This is a genomic window from Haliea salexigens DSM 19537 (assembly GCF_000423125.1).
GTDB lineage: Bacteria > Pseudomonadota > Gammaproteobacteria > Pseudomonadales > Halieaceae > Haliea > Haliea salexigens.
Map to the genome: position 1 here is coordinate 251927 of NZ_AUHJ01000004.1, position 18550 is coordinate 270476.

The window sequence follows — 18550 nt, forward strand, 5'->3', positions numbered from 1 at the left end:
ATAGCGTTGCCGGCTACAGCGCGCGATAGAGCGCGGCGACGGCGATACCCAGCGCGATGGCGGGCATGGGTTGCTTGAGCCACAACATCAGGGCACCCGTTGCCAGCAATGCCAGCCGTCCGCCCGCGTCAGCATGCAGGGCGATCGGCACCAGCACCGCAATCAGCACCGACCCCGCCATGCCGTTGATAAATCCCTCAATGCGACGGTTGAGCGGAATCAGCCCCATGATGAACACGCCACCAAAACGCGCCAGCAACGTGACCAGCGCCATGCAGGCGATAATCAGCACTGGCCCATAGCCTGAGGTCGAAATCACTGGTCTCGCTCCAGCCAGAGCGCACCCACCAGGCCGCCCGCGAGCCCGCCCGCTACCACGTGTGTGTTGGCGGGCAGCCACATCCACGCCGCCCAAGCGGCAGCACCCCCGGCGAGCCAGGACGCCACGCTGCGCGCGTTGCGCCTACCTGCCAGGGCTATGCTGAGCATGAAACAGCCCAGCACCATATCCACCCCGAAGGCGCGTGGATCCGCAATGAGCCCACCGAACAACATGCCCGCGAGGGTGCCGGCCAACCAGGTCAGCCACAGGGCAATGCCACCACCCACCAGCGCGCCAAGGGTATTGCGCCCCGACTGCAGGTCGTTCAGCGCCATGGCCCAGTTGACATCCGAGAGCGTGACAAGGGAGGCATAGCGCCGACCAGACGGCACCAGGGCAAGCCAGGGGTAAAGCGTTGCCCCCATGAGCAGCATCCGCGCGTTGATCGCCAGCGTCGTCACCAGCAGCGGCAGTAAAGGCACCTGCGCGCCCCACAGGTCCAGCGCCGCGAACTGCGCCGTGCCGGCAAACACCGTGGCACTCATAAACACGATTGCAATGGGCTGCAAGCCGGTCTGCACCGCCGCCAGCCCGAAAGCCGCGCCAAACGCTGCAACAAACAGCGACAGCGGCAGCAAACGCCAGAAACCTCGCCGGCATTCGGCAAACGAGAGTGTCGGGGCGACCGTGGGGCGCATGACCAAACCACCTGTGAACGTTGTGGGAGAGCCATGATACCAGCATACTTGCGAGCCTCGAGCACAGGCGATCACACAGGGCCGGAAACACATGGCAGAACTCTACATTGCACACGAATACAGCATAGCCGCCCTGCAGCTGATTCTCGCCATGCTCGGCATGGGAGCCACGCTGACCGGCCGGGATTTCCAGGACATTGCCCGCGGCCCGGTGCCAATTGCCGCCGGTACCGGCGTACAGCTGCTGGTGGTGCCGCTGCTGGCATTCCTGTTCATATCCTGGCCCGGTCTCACACCGGGCGTGGCTATTGGCATCGCCCTCATCGCAGCGATTCCCGGCGGTACCGTCTCCAACATCTTCACCTATCTGGCGCGAGGGGATATCGCACTGTCGATCAGTGTCACCACCCTCACCACCCTCGCCTGCCTGGTGACCACCCCGCTGATTCTCGACCTGCTGATCGGCCAGCAACTGCCTGCGGATTTTGTCATGCCCAGGCTCGGCATCGTGTTCGAAATCGGGCTCACGCTGCTGTTGCCCCTGTTACTTGGCATGCTGTTCCTGCGCTACTACCCGCGCAGTGCGCCCACATTTTCGCTGTGGTGCATCCGCGGTTCGCTGCTGGGCGTGCTGCTGATCGTGATCGGCTCCCTCATTGCCGGGCGCCTCGACCTCGCGGCTTTCGGTGCCGGGAACGCCGTGCTGGTTGCTTTGTTCGCCATCGCGCTCGCATTCGCGGGGTGGTTGGTACCACGGCTCACCGGCATGAACCGCCGCAAGGCAACCGCTATCGAAATCGAGGTGGTTGTGCGCAACATCAATCTCGGCGTGCTGCTGAAAGTCTCCATCTTTCCTGCATCCGACCCGACCCTGGCTCCCATTGGCGACCTGGTGCTATTCACGCTGTTGCTCTACGGCGGCCTGCAATTGATCATCGGGGCCGCGCTCATTCGCTTGCGTCGCAGCAAGAACGCGACACAAACCACAACGGCGAGCGGTAAGAAGCCATGAAACCCGCGGCACTGCATCAGGAGTTCACAGCGACCGTGCGCGATCTGGGTACCGATGGTCGCGGTATTGTCGAGCATCCGACGGGGCAGGTGTTCTTCGTCGCGGGGGTCTGGCCCGGCGAAACGGCACGCTTTCGCGTCACCGGGTTCAAACAGCGATTCGGATTTGCCCGCCTGGTGGAGCTCGTCACCCCCTCGCCTGACCGCGTGCCCTCCCTCTGCCCACATCACGGGCTGGGAGAGCGCGATTGCGGTGGCTGCCCCTGGCAGTTCATGCGCTATCCGGCGCAGCTAATCGCCAAGGAACAGCGGGTGCGCCAGGCACTGGCACGGTATGCGCTCGATGACCGCATTGCCCCGCTACACGGTGCACCACAGGCGTTTGCCTACCGTAACAGGGCGCAGTTCAAAACCGATGGTCGCCAGCTGGGGTTTGTTGCGGCGGGTTCCAACCGGCTTGCGCCTATCACCGACTGCCCCGTGCTGACAGCACCGAACCGCGCCACACTGCACGCCCTTATTGAGGCGCTGCCGGTGCCCGCGTGGAAACCGTCGCGCAAGCACACCTGGACCACACTGGATGTTGACGAAGATGTCACAGCGACTGAGGTGGTGCCCAACCAGCGCAGGCCGTTCCGCCAAGGTAACGACGCCCAGAACAATTTCATGCGCGAATGGCTGGCTCATCGGCTGCAAACGCTGGACCCATCGCGCACCGTGACTGAACTGTTCGCGGGCTCCGGCAATTTCACCGAGGTGATTGCGGCACGCGGTTTCCAGCAGATATACGCGGTTGAGGGCGTGGAGGACAGCGTTGCCACACTGAACGCCCGCGGCTTCCCCGCGACCACAGGGCTGTACCACAACCTGTTTATCGCGCCCGAGTGCGAAAAGCTGCAGGCCGCCACAGCACCGGCCAGCATTCTGGTGCTGGACCCACCCCGTGATGGCTGCAAGCACCTCCCTGCGCTACTGCCGAAAAAACACCGCTATCGCGATGTGTTCTACATCGCCTGTGACGTGGCAACCTTCAGCCGCGATTTACAGGCGCTGATCGCGGCCGGACTGACCGTGAAGGAACTGCAACCACTGGACCTCTTTCCGCAAACCCCACATGTGGAGCTACTGTGTTGGCTCACACGCTGACCCAGCTGCCAGCCCATACTGACTGAGACTCAAGCATTCGCCTGCGCCGCTGCAACCTGCGTGTTCAACTCCGCCAGCAGCTCAGGCGGTAATTGCAATTCGCGCCCCAGGGCGTCCAGATAGCTGCGCTCCATGAAGCTCTGGTCGTCGATCACCAGCACACTCGCCAAGTACATTTCCGAGGCGATTTCGACGTTACTTGCCGCCGCCGCCACCTCCACCGGGTCCAGCGGCTTCTGCAGCTCGCGGTCCACCCATTGAATCAACTGCGGATCAGACGTCATACCGCGCAGGCCCTCCTCGATCAGCTGGCGCTCGCGATCGTCGACATGGCCATCTGATTTGGCAGCAGCAATGATGGCTTTCAAAACCGCCGTCGAGTGCTGCTCAAGCGCTGGACCAGTGACGCGGTCCACTGTCTGTGGCAGTGCCGGGGTCTGCGCTGGAGTGCGCGCTGGAGTGTGTGCTGGACTCTGCGCCGCACCTTGCGAGCCGTTGGCCTGCCAATTGCCGTACGCTTTGTACGCCATCATTCCCAGCGCAGCCACGCCACCGTACTTCAGGGCTTTACCGCCCATTTTGCGCCCTTTCTTGCTGCCCAACAGCAGCCCCATGGCACCGCCGGCAAGCGCAGCGCCACCGCGACCGGACAGGAAGCCACTCACACCGCCACCGCCAGGAGCGCCAGCCTCCTGGCCAGCCCCCATGCCGTTTGTTTGCTGGCCACCGGCAGCCCCGAGCAACTGATTGAGCAGGTTTGACACATCCATAGCTTACCCTCTAAGTCTGAGTAGTCTTACGCACACGGGAATTTCTGAGACCACACCAGAAGCCAATTGGTTCCTGCGCGCTCTAGCCACCGACACGCCGACACCCACAAGCCGCAAGTTGTGATTGGATAGCTCTGGTTGAGGAGTCGCCGACAGGGCTATCATTCCCCCATGACCCTGTCCGCACAACTGATTCCCGCCTACCTCAGCCTGCCGCTCGCGGCGCTCATGGCACTCACCTGTGCCGCCTGCCTGTGGTCGGCCAATTGGCGCGCCATAAGGCGGGTACCCAGCCGGGGCCATCTGCTGTTCGGTGGCGCCTTCGCCTGCCTCGCCCTGTGGCTGATTTCCTTTACCGTGATCGAGGGCGTGCGGGTTCACTTCCTGGGCGTTACGGCACTGACTCTCGTCGTCGGTTGGCGCTTCGCCATACTTGCCGGGAGCGCTGCGGTGTTAGCGCACACGCTGGCTATCGGCCAACCTCTGGCTTCGGTGCCGGTTGCGTGGCTGCTGACCGTTGCGGTTCCAGCCACGGTTTCGCGTTGGTTGGTCTACCAGTTGCGCGCCACGCGCGCGCAGAACCTGTTCATCTACATGCTGGGAGCCGGTTTCGGCGGCGGCGCCCTGTCGTCACTGGCCGTCACAGTGACGGCGGTGGGGTTGCTCTGGCTCGGGGGGCAGGCACAGCTGGTGACACTGGCGCTGCAGAACTGGCCGGCTGCACTGCTGGTGCTTTTCCCCGAGGGATTTATCAACGGCATGATCATCACGGCCTTTACCGTGTACTACCCCGACTTACTGAAAACCTTCGATGACCAGCATTATCTCTCGGGCTGATCACGCCCACAGCGTTCACCGGGGTAAACGCTGCTTCTGGCGCGGAGTTGGCCGCTGCAATCAGGCGAAATCCTGCTTTTCCATCCAGGGGATGAGGCGCCGGAAAGCTTCCTCGATCTGCTCAATGGAGGTGGAGTAACTGATGCGCAGGGCGTTGCTGCAGGAGGGGCCAAAGGTTTCACCCGGAATGGTACACACGCCCGTTTCCTTCAGTAGCCGCAGGGCGACATTGTTGCCATTGATGCCCTCTGGGAGTGCGGGGAACAGGTAAAAGGCACCTTCCGGTTTGTACCCTTCCAGGTAGGGGGTCTGCCGCACCAGCTCCACCACCCTGTCGCGCCGGCGGGTATACACATCGAGCATATTATCGACAAAATGCCGTTCTCCCCGCAGGGCGGCCACCCCCGCCCATTGACAGGGCGTATTGGCCACCGTGGTGGTAAACATGTGGTAACGGCGCAGCTTCTTGATCGCACCCTGGCTGGCGATCAACCAGCCCACGCGCATGCCCGCCATACTGAAGGTCTTGGAAAAACTGCTGATCACCATCACGTGGTCAAGGTCGGAGCAGCAGGAGAGCACGCTGGGATAGGTCTTGTCGTCGTAAACCAGGTGGTCGTAGACTTCATCGCTGATCACGTACACACCGCGGTAGGCCGCTTCCTGCACAATCGCTTCAATGGTTTCTCGCGGGTACAGCGTCCCCGTCGGGTTGCTGGGAGAATTCAGGACAATGGCGCAGGTATTGGCGTCAATGGCATCAATCACGTCCTGTGGATCGAGCTGGTGATTGCTCTCAGCGCGGGTGGGAATGGTCTTGACCGTGCCGCCGTTCATGCGCACCAGCGGCGCATACAGCATGAAGGACGGTTCGGGGATGATGAACTCGCGCCCCGCCGAGGAGGTTGAGGTCAGCGCAAGATAAATCGCTTCGGTGGCGCCGGTGGTAATGAGGATGTTGTCAGGCGTGAGTTCGCGGGCATAGCGCGCCCCGTAATAGTCAGACAGGGCCTCCAGCAGCTCAGGCAACCCGGCGTCCATGGTGTAACCGGTCTGCCCGGCCTGCAGCGCGGCGATGGTGGCATCCACGACGTGGGTGGGCGCCGGCAGGTCCGGCTGGCCGATGGAGAGATGAATGACATCGTCCATGGTCGATGCCAGGTTTACCATCTTGCGAATACCCGGCATGGGAATGGTCAGCAGCGCCGGGTTCCAGACCGGGTCCTCGCTCTCGTAAAAATCGCTATCCAGATCGCCCATATCGCCTCCTCAGCGCTGCTGGAACATGGGGGGCCGGCGGTCGGTCAGGGGCGCGGCGCGCTGGTAGGCATAGCCTGCCTGCAGCACGCGGGCATCATCGAATTTCGCGCCCACCAGCTGCAGGCCGATAGGCAACCCCTCCGCACAGAATCCACAGGGCACCGACAGGGCCGGCTGGCCCGTCATGTTGAAGGGGTAGGTAAACGGCGTCCAGGTGGGCCAGCGGGTGCTGGGCCAATCCTCCGGCACTTCGCGGTTGGTCTTGAATGCGGTAATCGGCAACGTGGGCGTGAGCAGCAGATCGTATTTCTGGTGGAAGCTCGCCATGCGTTCACAGAGCGCCGCCCGCTCGTTCATGGCGCCGAGATAATCCAGCATGGACAGCTTTGCCGCTTTTTCCGCCACGCTCACCAGCTGCGGGTCCATCAATTCGCGCTTGCGTGCGCCCAGGTCGCGCATGGCGTTGGCCGCACCGCCGTAGAACAGATGACCGAACGACCCCAGCGGATCGCTGAAGCTTGGATCCACCTCTACCACGGACGCACCCAGGCTGCTGAATACGCGGGCGGCCTCACGCAGACTCGCCTCCACCTCACGGGTGACTTCCACATGCCCAAGATTGGGACTGAAGGCTATTTTCAGACCCGCCACCCCGTCGCGCAACTGCGCGAGGTAATCGATGTGGCGCCGCGGCACGGCATTGGCGTCCCGGTGGTCGGCTTCACACATTACGTTCATCAACAGGGCGCAGTCCTCCACCGTCCACGCCATGGGACCTGCATGCGCCAGTGTGCCAAAGGGGCTCGCCGGCCAATGCGGCACTTCGCCAAAAGACGGCTTGTGCCCGACAATGCCACAGAACGCCGCGGGGATACGGATGGAGCCCCCCGCATCCGTACCGAGGCCAATGGGCCCCATTCCGAGCGCTACCGCAGCCCCCGTGCCGCCACTGGAGCCGCCCGCGGTTCTCTCCGGGTTCCACGGGTTATTGGTGGGACCGCAGAGCGGGCTGTCGGTCACCCCCTTCCAGCCGAACTCCGGCGTTGTCGTCTTGCCTAGAGGCACGTAGCCGTGGCGTTCGAGTGCGGCAACACAGGGGGCGCTTTTGCCGAGTGTGCTGGCTGGATCAATGGTGCGAGAGCCCTTGAGCGTGGGCCACATCGGTGTGAGAAAGACATCCTTGACCGCAACCGGCACGCCGTCAAGGAGCCCCAGCGGCGCGTTATTCTGGTAGCGCTGTTCCGCTGCCCGCGCCCACTCAAGCGTGGTGTCCTCGTCGACCAAGCAGTAGGCGTTCACCTCTGAGTCCAGCGCCTGAATCTGCGCCAGCATGGCGCGCGTTACCTCGACCGGAGACAGGCTGCCGTTACTGTAGCGCGACAGCAATTCCGTGGCGGTCATGGCGACAATCTCGTTGCTCATGCGACGCTCCCTCAACAATAACCCAGTGGGCGCGTGATGCCCCGAGCCTTGACCGTATGCCCCGGGCTACGGCACTGTCAACCAGTGCCGGCTAAAAACACGCCAGATTTGGCGCGACGTCGCCCCACATGGCACTGCCGCGCTGCCAGCAAGCCCAATGCGCTATACCAGCTGCTACCACATGCCACGAAAATGGAGAGCAACCGGCCCCTGGACCGGAAGCCTGGTTTACACTTTGCGCTTCACCGTAACCCGCAGTACAGAGGAAAGAGTTCATGAAACGACTGGCAGGAAAAACCGCGATCATCACGGGCGGCGCAAGAGGTATGGGAGAGGCGACCGCACGCCTGTTCGTGGAGCACGGGGCGCAGGTCGTGATCGGCGACGTGCTTGAAGCCGAAGGCAACGCACTCGCAGAGGAACTGGGGCAACATGCGAAGTTCGTGAGGCTTGACGTGAGCAGCGAAGCCGATTGGACCAACGCGGTGGCAGCGGCTGAAAAACTCGGCGCCCTGAACGTGCTGGTCAATAATGCTGCCATCATGCGCATGTCTGCCATCACCGACACCACAGTAGACGATTTCATGCAGATTGTGCAGGTCAACCAGCTGGGTACCTTCCTGGGCATTCGGTCCGTCATTGCGCCCATGAAGGCGGCGGGCGGCGGATCGATCATCAATATCTCGTCGATTGATGGCCTGCATGCACAGGCCGGTGTGTCCGCCTACTCCTCAACAAAATGGGCCGTGCGGGGACTGACTAAAACAGCAGCGATTGAGCTTGGACAGTATGGGATTCGGGTAAACAGCGTCCACCCGGGGGGCATATACACCGAGATGGGCGGCTCCGCGTTCATGACAGAGGAACAGCTCAACGAGTCTGTTTACAAGGAATTCCCCATACCGCGTGTGGGCCAGCCCAAAGAGGTGGCATACGTCACTCTGTTCCTGGCGACTGACGAGGCGACTTACAGCACCGGTGGTGAGTTCATTGCCGACGGCGGCTGGTTTACCGGCATGCGCCGGCCGGGAATGCCCTGCTCCTGATGACAAACCCTGCTGACCGGTTGGACGGCAGGGACTCTCGATAACGCTGAACGGGAGCGTTAATCTGATTTTAATCTTTCCGACAGGTGTTTTTTAGGCACTCTCTTTACGATTCGCTCTGGTTAAACGTGACCAGTAAAGGGAGCTTATGAAAAACTTCAAACTCGGATTGATTGCGCTTTCTGTGGCGGCAGCGGCACCAGGTGCTTACGCATTCCAACAGGGTGATTTCATCGTGCGCGCCGGGCTTACCAACGTGAGCCCGGACGACTCCTCATCCAACATCTTTGTCGGCAGTGACCTGGGCTTTAATCTGTCAGTAGGGGATGACACCCAGCTCGGCCTCAACATCGCCTACTTTATTACTGACCGACTGAACATCGAAGTACTGGCGGCCACGCCGTTCACACACGATGTGAACTTCGGTGTGAGCGACCCGCTGGGCACCGGTGACCGCCTGGGCGAGGTCACCCACCTGCCCCCAACCATAACCCTCAACTACTACTTCAACAATCCGTCGAGCGCTTTCCAGCCCTACGTTGGCGCCGGCATCAACTACACCGTGATCTTTGACGAAGATTTCACCTCTGCCAACGACGCAGCCGGCCTGAAAAATCTGTCGCTGGATAACTCGTTCGGCTTGTCGGCACAGCTAGGTGTGGACTACATGGTCAACGACCAGTGGTTTATCAATGGCTCGATACGCTGGATCGATATCGATACCGAAGCATCATTCAACCTCAATGGCACTCCCGGGAATGTCAATTCCATTGAGATAGACCCAATGGTGTACACCATTTCGCTCGGGTATCGCTTCTAAGCGCAGCTTCATCCAAATCAACCACAGGAGTTAACACATGAAATTCAACGCTATCGCAGGCTTTTCCGCACTCGCTCTGGTATCCAGCCAGGCGCTGGCCAATGCCGTCGTCGTGAACCAGGGACTGTCTGAGCAGGAAGTGTTATCGGCACAGCAGGGCTGGTGCAACGCGCTTGTTCAAATCAGCGAAACGCATGAGGAGAATGGCCAGGCTGCGGCGAAAAACCTCGCCAAACAGGTGATTGATGCCGCGTACGGCTATCAGATGGGCGCCGTGTTGTTCAAACCCACGTTGACCGTGAAGCCGCAAACCTTCCGCCCTACCAGTGAAGGCGCGCTATCTTACTTTGTGGGCGGGGACCCGAATTTCGCCAGCGACTCAGGCTTTGCGCTGAAAGGGTGGACAAAGTGTGAAGTTGACAACAATGCCGTGTTCATCGCAGGCGACAGCGCCTCGACCATCGGCAAAGTGCACTTCACCGGCCCGGACGGCACCGTCACATCCGTGGATAAAACCTGGGGCTTCGTGAAAGATGACGCTGGAGACGTACGTATCGTGCTGCACCACTCGTCGCTTGAATATCAACCCTGAAGTTTGGGGGCACCCCCCTGAACTGAATCACCCTGAGTTACGCCAGCGCCCGGCCCGAGCCGGGCTCTGTCTTTTCGACCCGATCTGCCCCTGGCATTTAAACATCGAGACAATGACACTCAGCGGTCGGGGCCCTCGCTCGTGGCGAGCCGATATCCATTGCCCCGCAAGGTTTGTATGGTCATGGCAGAGTCTCCTGCCAGCTTTCGTCTCAACCGGCTGATGTACACATCAACAATGTTGGTTTGCGGATCGCTGTGCGTCTTCCAAACGCGGTTCAGAATGCGCTCCCGCGATAACACTTTCCCCTGATTCTCCGTCAGGTACAACAGCAACTCAAACTCGATCTTCGTCAACGGTATCTCGACGCCCTGCAAGCGCGCCACGCGTTCATCCAGGGCCAGCTCCAGCGCACCGAACGCAAGCCTGCTGTGGCTCTCCACCAGCTCAGGCACACCCGCACGCCGACGGAGGGCCGCAATGCGAGCCAGGAGCTCATCAAAATCAAACGGTTTGCACAGGTAATCGTCAGCGCCCTCCTGCAAACCCTTCACCCGCTCGCTCACGTCGTCCAGGGCGGTCAGCATCAACACCATCGGCGCGTTGGGCAGCGCCTTGATCGCGTTGATGATTGCCAGGCTGTCTTGCGAACCGAACAACCGGTCAAGCACAACAATATGCGGCGAATGTTTGCGGATGAAGGGAATCACTTCATGCAGCTCCGTGAGCGTTGTACAGTCATGCCCTTCCGCACGCAGCCCGCGGGACAGGAAATGCAGCAGGGGCTCTTCATCATCTGCAAGTAGAATCTTCATACCAGTCGCTCAGCGGGCAGGGTGAACGAAAAACACGAGCCTTGCCCCTGCACTGACTCAACCACTATCTGCCCCCCGTGCGCCTCAACGATGGCCTTGGCGATAGACAAGCCGAGGCCCAAGCCTTGATTATGCTTGCTGAAACGCACAAAGCGTTCGAATATGTTTTCGACCTCAGCCGCCGAAATGCCACCACCAGAATCACTGACCGACACCGTGATCAGCCCCGCTGCACAGCTGGCGTTCACATCCACGGACTTGCCCTCCTCTGAATATTTGGTCGCGTTATCCAGCAAAATGGAGACGACCTGCTGAATACGTGGCTTGTCGACCAGAACGGAAACGTTGTCGACCTGCGGATCAACAGCCAACGTATAGGCACGATCAGGGTTCAGCTTTTGCCACTTGGCGATTTCAGTTTCCAGAAGGGGAGCGACCTCAACCGTTGTGAACTCCAGGTGGAGCTGACTCATCTCCGCCCGCGTCAACAACAGCAGGTCATCTACCAGGCGGCTCAGCTTGACCGATTGCTCGAGGATAGCGCGCAGAGTTTCCTTGAAATCGCTTTCAGATGCCGCCTGGAGCCGCAGCGTCACCTGTGCCTCGCCGCGGATAATCGTCAAGGGGGTGCGCAACTCGTGGGACACATCGGCGATGAACTGACGCCGACGTGAATCAATCTTGGTCAACTGCAGGTTCGCTTCGGTTAGCTCACTTGTTCTCTGCTTGACGTCGAACTCGAGTTTTTTTCTCGATTCCGCTTCGTTCACCTCGTGCTCCTGCAAACGAATCGCCAGCTGGTTGATTGACGATGCCAGCGCCTGAAACTCGTCATCCAGCGGCACCGCTATCGGGTTGTCGTAATGTCCTGAGGCAATCGCGTTGGTGGCTCCCTGGATCAATACCAGCGGTTGATAGAGCTGATTGAACAGCCAGTAACAACCGTAAATGATCAAGGGCAATGACAGGCCGCCAAGGCCGATGGTGAACCAGACGATAACGATATTCAGCGTATCAATTCTGGCATTGATGGCGGCCACCACGCGGCTCTGGCGCGACACAGCCGAGTTGATCGACTCCCGGAACTGGTCATCGATCGTGACCTCAAGCAGATTGCGCAGTTTTTCCTGCTGGTTGAGGGGCAAGCTATTGTTGCTGACGACCACAGCTTCGAATTCACCGATAATCTGGTCAATCAACTGCACAAGCTCGTCGGTGTCTTCAACACTACCCTGTGTGATATCGATGCCCAGCGCCTCGCGCTGCTCAAGCTCCAACTGCCTGATCCTGTTCAGAGATTCCTCGATCGACATCTGTTTTTTGCGCACGAAGGCCTGATTGGCGTTGCGACCGAAAATCACTTCATCGGTGAGCTGTTTGAACAGGCGATAGGACGTGCTCGACAGTTTTTCATGCTCAACCAGCAGCGATTGGGCAATGGTGCTCTGACGCAGGTTTTCCCGGGTGAGGTGTGCCGATATCGCCGTACTTATAAGAGCCACCAACAGAATAAAGGCGGTGGTAAATCCAAAGTAGAACAGCTTCCGTTTATACATGACTCGGTATTCTATCGGGTTGAAAATATGATCGCGCCAAACCATGCGCCCGGCATCATTCTACCCCACTTCCACGCCTGCGAAGCTTTGAGGAACTTGAGTCTTATACCGACCAGCAACTGTTCAAGGCGCTGATCTACGTCTTCAACCGCCAGAACATTATCGACCTGAAAGCCCTCAGCGACCATCCCGGGGAGCGCCGCATTGAAGCTGAGTCACTGGCTACCCGACTCTCGGTTGATGGGCATTCAGCAGTTTTTCCGTCGGCCCATGCGGTTTTTTATCTTCATTCTGATTGCGCGCATCCGGATCGACAAACTCGGCCTGTCGATGACCGCCAGAATATTACTGGACTCCTCCGGCATTGATTACATCGCGTTTATATTGGGCCAAGCAGGCCGGCTACGACATGTCGACTATTCTGGCCGCCGTTCGCGAGCTGCTGAAGAGCCAAGAGCAGGTTCTGGACGATACCGTCAACCTCCGTCCAAGGCAGTATGCGCACGAACTAAGGCCGCCTTGGGCAGGCCGGTGGTGCCGGACGTGAAAATGTAGAAGCAGGGTCGCAGGTTTCCGATACCCGCGCGCAGGGGCTTGAAGCTGTCCATGGGGGCCGCTGCCGGCGCAACACTATCAGATCCTGTGCCAGGGGCAACGCCGCACTGGTTTACTGAGGCATAATTTATTAGTCTGGCGCACCTGTGTTGGACCACCCCGATTTTGTATCGCCACGAGAAGGATATCGCCATGAGCTACAACACCCTTCGCTACGAAGTGGACGACGGCCTACTGCTGTTGACCCTGCAGCGCCCCGACCACATGAATGCCTTCACTGTGGAGATGGCCAACGAGCTGGTGGATGCCTACCGGCGCGCCAGCGAGGACGACAGCGTGCAGGTGATTGTAGTCACCGGGGCTGGCAAGGCCTTTTGCGCGGGCATGGATCTTTCCACCGAGGGAAATGTCTTCGGCCTCGACGAGAGTCGGCAGCCGACCCTGGTCGATCTGCGCGAGCGACTGGATGACCCCGCCATAGAGACCGGAGTTCGGGACACCGGGGGCCGGGTAGCCCTGGCAATGCTTGAGTGCCGCAAGCCCATTGTCGGCGCCATCAACGGCGCAGCCGTGGGCATCGGCGCCACCATGACCCTGCCGATGGATTTCCGCTTCGCTTCGGAAAAGGCGCGCATCGGCTTCGTGTTCGGCCGCCTGGGCATCACCCCCGAGGCCTGCTCCACCTGGTTTCTGCCGCGCATCGTTGGCATAGAACAGGCCCTGGAGTGGCTGTACCGAGCCGATATCTTCGATGCCGCCGAGGCCCGCGACAAGGGCCTGGTACGCGAGGTCACCAGCCCGGAAGCCCTGCTCGAGACCGCCTGCACCTTCGCCCGCAGCCTGATCAACGACCGCTCGCCGGTCAGTGTGGCCCTGATCCGCCAGATGCTCTACCGCAATGCGGCAGTGGAGTCACCGTTGGAGGCGCACCGCATCGAGTCCCTGTCCATGTTCTACGCCAGCATCGGCGATGGCAAGGAAGGGGTGCAAGCCTTTCTGGAGAAGCGCAAGCCAGCCTTCGCAGCGAAAGCCTCGGCCATGCCGCCCTTCTACACGGACTGGCTGAGGGAAGAGTAAAACACCGGAATCGCAACAGCGGACTGCGGGATCTGTTCGGGGTGTAAAAACGGAAACAGGCGCTAATCCGCACCCACAAAATGAGGAAGCAGCATGCATAGACATCCTTCAACGCTGCCCGGCACCGAACAGCTTGCCGAGCAGTTTATCCAGGAGGAGCTGGTCCCGGGAGTCGCCCTCGCCTGGCCCCTGGGCGATGGCGAGATCCACTACCACTGCAGCGGCACCCTGGCACGAGACAGCCAGGTGCCGGTTCAGCCGGACAGCATCTTCCGTATCTTCTCCATGACCAAGCCGATTACAGGCACCGCAGCGATGATGCTGATCGAGGAGAGAAAACTGGGCCTGGACCAGCCCCTCGCCGAGCTCCTGCCGGCCTTTGCCGACATGCAGGTCATGGTTGACCGCGACCCGGCACAGACCCGCCCGGCAAAACGCGCGATCACCATTCGCCACCTGCTCACCCACACCGCCGGCTTTGGCTACCACAATGCCGGCGATCACATGGCCGAGCTCTACCTGCAGCACGGCCTGGTACCCGGCACTCGCAACTGGGGCCCCGCCCAGGGGCAACTGCCGCCGGCGGCGACCCTGGAGGAGTTTGCCGATCGCCTGGCACCCCTGCCCCTGGCCACCGACCCCGGCAGCCGCTTCGAGTACAGCCTGGCAATCGACCTGCTGGGCCTGATCATCCAGCGTGTTTCCGGCATGCCCTTCGAGACTTTCCTGCAACAGCGCATCTTCCAGCCCTTGGGCATGGCGGATACCGGCTTCCAGGTACCCGAAAACCAGTTGCACCGCTTCACCAGCCTGGCGGAACAGGGGGAGCAGGGCCGGCAGCTGGTGGATGACCCGCAGGACAGCGTGTACACGAAACCTGCCCTGCCCTCCGGCGGCGGTGGCCTGGTCTCCACCGCGCGGGATTATGCCCGCTTTGCCGCCGCGCTGATGAACGACGGCGAATTCGACGGGGTGCGCCTGCTGCAGCCAGAGACTGCCCGCCTAGCCCGCTCCAACCTGCTGCCGGAAGGGGTTGATCACATCGAACTGCCGCTGGGCTACACCTGGCCCAATGTGGGCTTCGGCGCCGCCATGTCGGTGCAGACCGGAGACGGCGAAGCACCGAAGGGTGTGTTTGGCTGGCCGGGTGCCGCGGGTACCGCCTGCTGGATTGATCCGGCGCGGAAGTTCTTCCTGTTGTTCCTGGTGCAGTACTGGCCGCCACATATCAATATCGACATGCGGCCGCGGATGATCGCCCAAGCCTACAAGGATCTCGGGGGAAGTGAGGCGGACCTGTCTACGTCTCCCGGTGCTTGACTTGACTTGCCAGTAAATCAATACCATCGGGTGCTCTCGGGCAAAACTGCCAAAGATGTACCTCGCGAAAAATTTCTCGATGGGGTGGTGGGCGACCCGTTTGCTTCCATACCCCCGCCATGCGTCCGGACCCGATGAACCTGGTACTGGCGTTCGTTCGCGAGAGCCAAGAGCACTTAATGCACGCCGAATTAATGAACTTGCATTTATATTAGTAATAAGCTAATACTGCACAACTGATTTTCAGTTACACGATCACATTCACTTGTATAAACGCTTGTTACTTTTTTCAGTCTGCAGGCGCGCCGCGGAACGCGACATTCCCGCGCTCGGGCACATACAAGAATCGCACGAGAGGCTATTTGCAATGACGACGCAGGAACGCAAAGAAGCACTGGCCCGGGTGCTGCGCCCGGCCTCCCCACCGCGGGAAATCGACAATGTCTACAGTCAGGACCAGCTGGAACGACTGCTGGGGGTGGTCCGCGATCACGGCCCCTGGAAGCTGATCCTGGCCCAGCACTTCGCCTCGCCCCAGGAGCTGCTGGCCACCATGTCCGGTGGCTCCCCGGAAGGCCAGGACATCAGCCTGGACTGGTTCATGACCCCCACTTTCCGCGGCTTCTACGCAAACTATTCGGCGGCGCTCTACCCGGAGATCCAGGACTGCTTCTACAACGAGCGCTTCCTGGACATGGCCAAGGACTACTGGGGTGCAAAGTACGCCAAGCCCCAGATGATGCTGTTCAATGTCAACGGCCCCTGCGGCAACACCGACCCCGGGCACCTGGACAGCCCCAGCTTCCGCGGGGTCCGCTACGAGAACTCCCCCACCTGGCTGTGCAGCGTGATGGGTAAATCCGGCCTGTTCAAGGACTACCTGATCAAGATGGCCCAGGTCATCACCTGGTTCTCCCACTGCCCGGACAGCGGCTTCACCTTCTGGCCCCAGGGCCCCATGCAGCCGCCCCAGCGCCTGCAGCCACCGATCTACAACCGCGGCGTGGTGGTGCAAAACGAAATGATGTTCCACCGCGGCGAAGCCAACGGCCCGCTGGCGCAGCAACGCCCCGACGGCCTGGCGTTTGACAGCATGTTTTGCGGCGATCCCGCGGATCGCGACCACTGGCTACTCAAGACCGGCGATCGGGTCATCGCCCGCCACCATACCCGCGAACTGCGCTTTCTGGTGCACTGGTCCGCGGAGGTGTTCGAGGACTTCGACGAGCTGAAGAAGAACATGGACGGCAGCGACGACCTGACTCAGGAGCGCGCCATCGAAATGATGATCGATGATGTCCGCGCCCAGGGCATCGACATCAAGACCCCCTCGGACCCATTGCACGACGCTGAGTTCATACAGGCCCTGAATGCCGCTTACGATACCGGTGGCCCGACACAGTACCCGGAAGATGCGCCGGTAACCCCGCTGTACATAGATGCCGCCTGAGCGGCGGCCAGCCACAGACAGAACAACCGTGGAAGTCTCGGAGACCCCGAAATCACTGGCTAAGTGCGGCAATACCGGCTGTGGAGCTATCCGTGGATCTGCCGCCGCGGTTTGCGGGGGTGCTCCCGATTCGTTTGGCAGGTCGTATACGCAGGATATAGCCCTGCGCGCCTAGTTGTGCGCCAGCATTTGCACGTTCTCGGTCAACGCTCCTTCGGGGTCCTCGGCGAACAACACGCGCACGCCGTGGTCAGTCTGTTCAAAAATATCGCCGAGCGGTTTGCCACCGTTGGCGATAATACGTGCCTTGAGGGCATCCAGGTCATCCGTCACAAAGCCCAGGATCACTTGCTGGTCGCGGGGTTTGGGCCGATCCAGGAACTTGAACATGACCAGCGTTTGCCCCCCGTCCATCGCCTCTCCGGTACCCAGGATGACCTCGCGGAAAGGCTCGCCCATGCCACCCGCATCGCCGCCCACGCGCGCGACCACGTTGAGGCCGTAGACGGCACAGTAGTAATCAGTCATTTTCTCTTCGTCGTCGACGATGAGCTTGGTAAACAAGGACGCGAATGCATTGTCAGTCATGGTGTTACTCCACACAGAGAAATATTATCGAAATGCTGTCAGCAACAGCCCGCAGTATTTCGGGCACCAAACCTGCTGGATACCTCCGGCACCGCAGTGCACATTTAATGACAGATAAGTTATTATTGGAATATATTACACATAAATTTACTACATAAGAACCGGTGACCCGCATGAACACAGAGCAGCAGGCCATTGCCAGCCGAATCCGCCCCGTAGCCGAGCCGCGCATCCTCGATGATGTCTACCGTGAAGACCAGTACCAGCGCATGCTGGGTGTGGTCCGCGATCGCGGCCCCTGGCAGCTAATCCTGGCCCAGCACTTCGCTTCCGCGCAGGAGGTAGTGGCAACCCTGTCAGGCGCACTTCCGGAGGGTGTCGAACCCAGCTTTGACCACTTCCTGACCAGTAATTTCCGCGGCTACTTTGCCAAGCACGGCACCTGCCTCTACCCGGAGCTGGAAGACTGCTTCTTCAACAGCAAATTCCTGGACCTGGCGCGGGACTACTGGAAGGCCGAGTATGCGCGCCCCGACAACATGCTGTTCAACATCAACGGCCCCTGCGACAGCCATGATCCGGCACACCTGGACGCCACCCAGTTCCGTGGCATCAACCAGAAGAACACCCCGATCTGGCTGATGAATACCATGACCAAGTCCGGCCTGTTTGACCACTGGCTGATGAAGCGTGCCCAGGTCATCACCTGGTTCTACCCGGGGCGAATCGGCGGCGGTTTCACCTACTGGCCACAGGGTCCCCTGGAAGCTCCCAAGCGGGTCTCGGCCCCCATGCGGAACCGCGGCGTGGTGGTGCAGAACGAAATGATGTACCACCGCGGAGAAGCCTGCGGGCCGCAGCCCGAGCGCAAGCCAGCCGGACTGGCCTTTGAGTCCCTCCTCGGTGCCGACCCGCAGAGCCCCGACGGCTGGCAAATCACCACGGGCGATCAGGTGGTGCAGCGCATACCCGCTGAGGAACTCCGCTTCCTGATCCACTGGAGCGCCGAGATCTACCAGGACAAAGAGGAACTGGGGATGGTGATGGAGCATACCGATGATCTCAGCCACGAACAGGTCTTCGACATGCTGGTCACCGACCTGCGCCGCCAGGGCCACCAGTTCGACCCACCCAGCGACCCGCTGCGAGACACGGTTTTCATCAGCCTGCTGACCCGCGCATACGATGTCGGCGCACCTCGCATCTATCCACCGGAAGCACCGGGACCGGGCCAGGAACTGGCCGCCTGATACCCGCAGCACGGT

The 18550-nt window shown here is 60.6% G+C and carries 19 protein-coding genes; 11 read left to right on the top strand and 8 right to left on the bottom strand.

Annotated features, from left to right (window positions below):
* Positions 1 to 13: 13 nt before the first annotated feature.
* Both G533_RS0106760 and G533_RS0106765 read right to left on the bottom strand, forming a co-directional pair.
* A complete protein-coding gene (locus tag G533_RS0106760) occupies positions 14 to 319 on the bottom strand; it encodes an AzlD family protein (protein WP_027949304.1) in 306 nt (101 codons plus the stop codon).
* Entirely contained in the window at positions 316 to 1020 is a 705-nt protein-coding gene (locus tag G533_RS0106765; protein ID WP_027949305.1) for an AzlC family ABC transporter permease, read from the bottom strand. Before G533_RS0106765 ends, G533_RS0106760 begins: the two co-directional genes overlap by 4 nt.
* A gap of 91 nt (positions 1021 to 1111) precedes the next feature.
* On the opposite strand from G533_RS0106765, the gene G533_RS0106770 reads away from it, so the two are divergent.
* Positions 1112 to 2032 carry a bile acid:sodium symporter family protein gene (locus G533_RS0106770; RefSeq protein WP_027949306.1) on the top strand — a complete coding sequence of 307 codons (921 nt, stop codon included), beginning with the start codon at positions 1112 to 1114 and terminating at the stop codon, positions 2030 to 2032.
* Positions 2029 to 3177, top strand: a complete 1149-nt coding sequence (locus G533_RS20915; RefSeq protein WP_035526814.1) for a class I SAM-dependent RNA methyltransferase — start codon at positions 2029 to 2031, stop codon at positions 3175 to 3177. The genes G533_RS0106770 and G533_RS20915 overlap by 4 nt, the downstream gene beginning before the upstream one ends.
* A gap of 29 nt (positions 3178 to 3206) precedes the next feature.
* On the opposite strand, the gene G533_RS0106780 is transcribed toward G533_RS20915, so the two are convergent.
* Positions 3207 to 3947: a tellurite resistance TerB family protein gene (locus G533_RS0106780; protein ID WP_027949307.1), complete on the bottom strand. Its 741-nt coding sequence runs from the start codon at positions 3945 to 3947 to the stop codon at positions 3207 to 3209.
* A 171-nt stretch (positions 3948 to 4118) separates the two neighbouring features.
* Between G533_RS0106780 and G533_RS0106785 the strand changes: the two genes are divergently transcribed.
* On the top strand, positions 4119 to 4784 hold the full coding sequence (locus G533_RS0106785; RefSeq protein WP_027949308.1) for an energy-coupling factor ABC transporter permease: 666 nt from the start codon (positions 4119 to 4121) through the stop codon (positions 4782 to 4784).
* A 60-nt stretch (positions 4785 to 4844) separates the two neighbouring features.
* Here the strand turns inward: G533_RS0106785 and G533_RS24475 are convergent, their stop codons facing one another.
* Both G533_RS24475 and G533_RS24480 read right to left on the bottom strand, forming a co-directional pair.
* Positions 4845 to 6044 (bottom strand): pyridoxal phosphate-dependent aminotransferase, encoded by a 1200-nt coding sequence (locus tag G533_RS24475; protein WP_027949309.1) that lies wholly within the window; start codon positions 6042 to 6044, stop codon positions 4845 to 4847.
* Positions 6045 to 6053: 9 nt separating this feature from the next.
* The gene (locus G533_RS24480) at positions 6054 to 7466 is read right to left on the bottom strand and encodes an amidase (RefSeq protein WP_027949310.1); all 1413 of its coding nucleotides are present in this window, start codon (positions 7464 to 7466) and stop codon (positions 6054 to 6056) included.
* Between the two features lie 275 nt (positions 7467 to 7741).
* Here G533_RS24480 and G533_RS0106800 point away from each other — a divergent pair, with 275 nt between their 5' ends.
* The 3 genes from G533_RS0106800 to G533_RS0106810 all read left to right on the top strand — a co-directional run bounded on the left by G533_RS0106800 (position 7742) and on the right by G533_RS0106810 (position 9924).
* The gene (locus G533_RS0106800) at positions 7742 to 8512 is read left to right on the top strand and encodes a glucose 1-dehydrogenase (protein ID WP_027949311.1); all 771 of its coding nucleotides are present in this window, start codon (positions 7742 to 7744) and stop codon (positions 8510 to 8512) included.
* Between the two features lie 148 nt (positions 8513 to 8660).
* Complete coding sequence (locus G533_RS0106805; RefSeq protein ID WP_027949312.1) at positions 8661 to 9332, top strand: OmpW/AlkL family protein; 672 nt, start codon at positions 8661 to 8663, stop codon at positions 9330 to 9332.
* Between the two features lie 37 nt (positions 9333 to 9369).
* Positions 9370 to 9924, top strand: a complete 555-nt coding sequence (locus G533_RS0106810; protein ID WP_027949313.1) for a metal-independent carbonic anhydrase family protein — start codon at positions 9370 to 9372, stop codon at positions 9922 to 9924.
* A gap of 119 nt (positions 9925 to 10043) precedes the next feature.
* On the opposite strand, the gene G533_RS0106815 is transcribed toward G533_RS0106810, so the two are convergent.
* Positions 10044 to 10739: a response regulator transcription factor gene (locus G533_RS0106815; protein ID WP_027949314.1), complete on the bottom strand. Its 696-nt coding sequence runs from the start codon at positions 10737 to 10739 to the stop codon at positions 10044 to 10046.
* The gene (locus tag G533_RS0106820; RefSeq protein ID WP_027949315.1) at positions 10736 to 12295 is read right to left on the bottom strand and encodes a sensor histidine kinase; all 1560 of its coding nucleotides are present in this window, start codon (positions 12293 to 12295) and stop codon (positions 10736 to 10738) included. The genes G533_RS0106815 and G533_RS0106820 overlap by 4 nt, the downstream gene beginning before the upstream one ends.
* Positions 12296 to 12499: 204 nt before the next feature.
* Between G533_RS0106820 and G533_RS24485 the strand changes: the two genes are divergently transcribed.
* The 4 genes from G533_RS24485 (at position 12500) to G533_RS0106845 (ending at position 16697) form a co-directional block, all read left to right on the top strand.
* Positions 12500 to 12850: a hypothetical protein gene (locus G533_RS24485; protein ID WP_144079815.1), complete on the top strand. Its 351-nt coding sequence runs from the start codon at positions 12500 to 12502 to the stop codon at positions 12848 to 12850.
* 192 nt (positions 12851 to 13042) lie between these two features.
* Positions 13043 to 13927: a crotonase/enoyl-CoA hydratase family protein gene (locus tag G533_RS0106835; protein ID WP_027949316.1), complete on the top strand. Its 885-nt coding sequence runs from the start codon at positions 13043 to 13045 to the stop codon at positions 13925 to 13927.
* Between the two features lie 93 nt (positions 13928 to 14020).
* Positions 14021 to 15247, top strand: coding sequence for a serine hydrolase domain-containing protein (locus G533_RS20920; RefSeq protein ID WP_051230053.1), 1227 nt, complete (start codon positions 14021 to 14023; stop codon positions 15245 to 15247).
* Between the two features lie 367 nt (positions 15248 to 15614).
* Positions 15615 to 16697, top strand: coding sequence for a hypothetical protein (locus G533_RS0106845; protein WP_027949317.1), 1083 nt, complete (start codon positions 15615 to 15617; stop codon positions 16695 to 16697).
* Positions 16698 to 16868: 171 nt separating this feature from the next.
* On the opposite strand, the gene G533_RS0106850 is transcribed toward G533_RS0106845, so the two are convergent.
* The gene (locus tag G533_RS0106850) at positions 16869 to 17285 is read right to left on the bottom strand and encodes a VOC family protein (protein ID WP_027949318.1); all 417 of its coding nucleotides are present in this window, start codon (positions 17283 to 17285) and stop codon (positions 16869 to 16871) included.
* Positions 17286 to 17458: 173 nt separating this feature from the next.
* Here G533_RS0106850 and G533_RS0106855 point away from each other — a divergent pair, with 173 nt between their 5' ends.
* Positions 17459 to 18535 (top strand): hypothetical protein, encoded by a 1077-nt coding sequence (locus G533_RS0106855; protein WP_027949319.1) that lies wholly within the window; start codon positions 17459 to 17461, stop codon positions 18533 to 18535.
* The last annotated feature ends 15 nt before the right edge of the window (positions 18536 to 18550 follow it).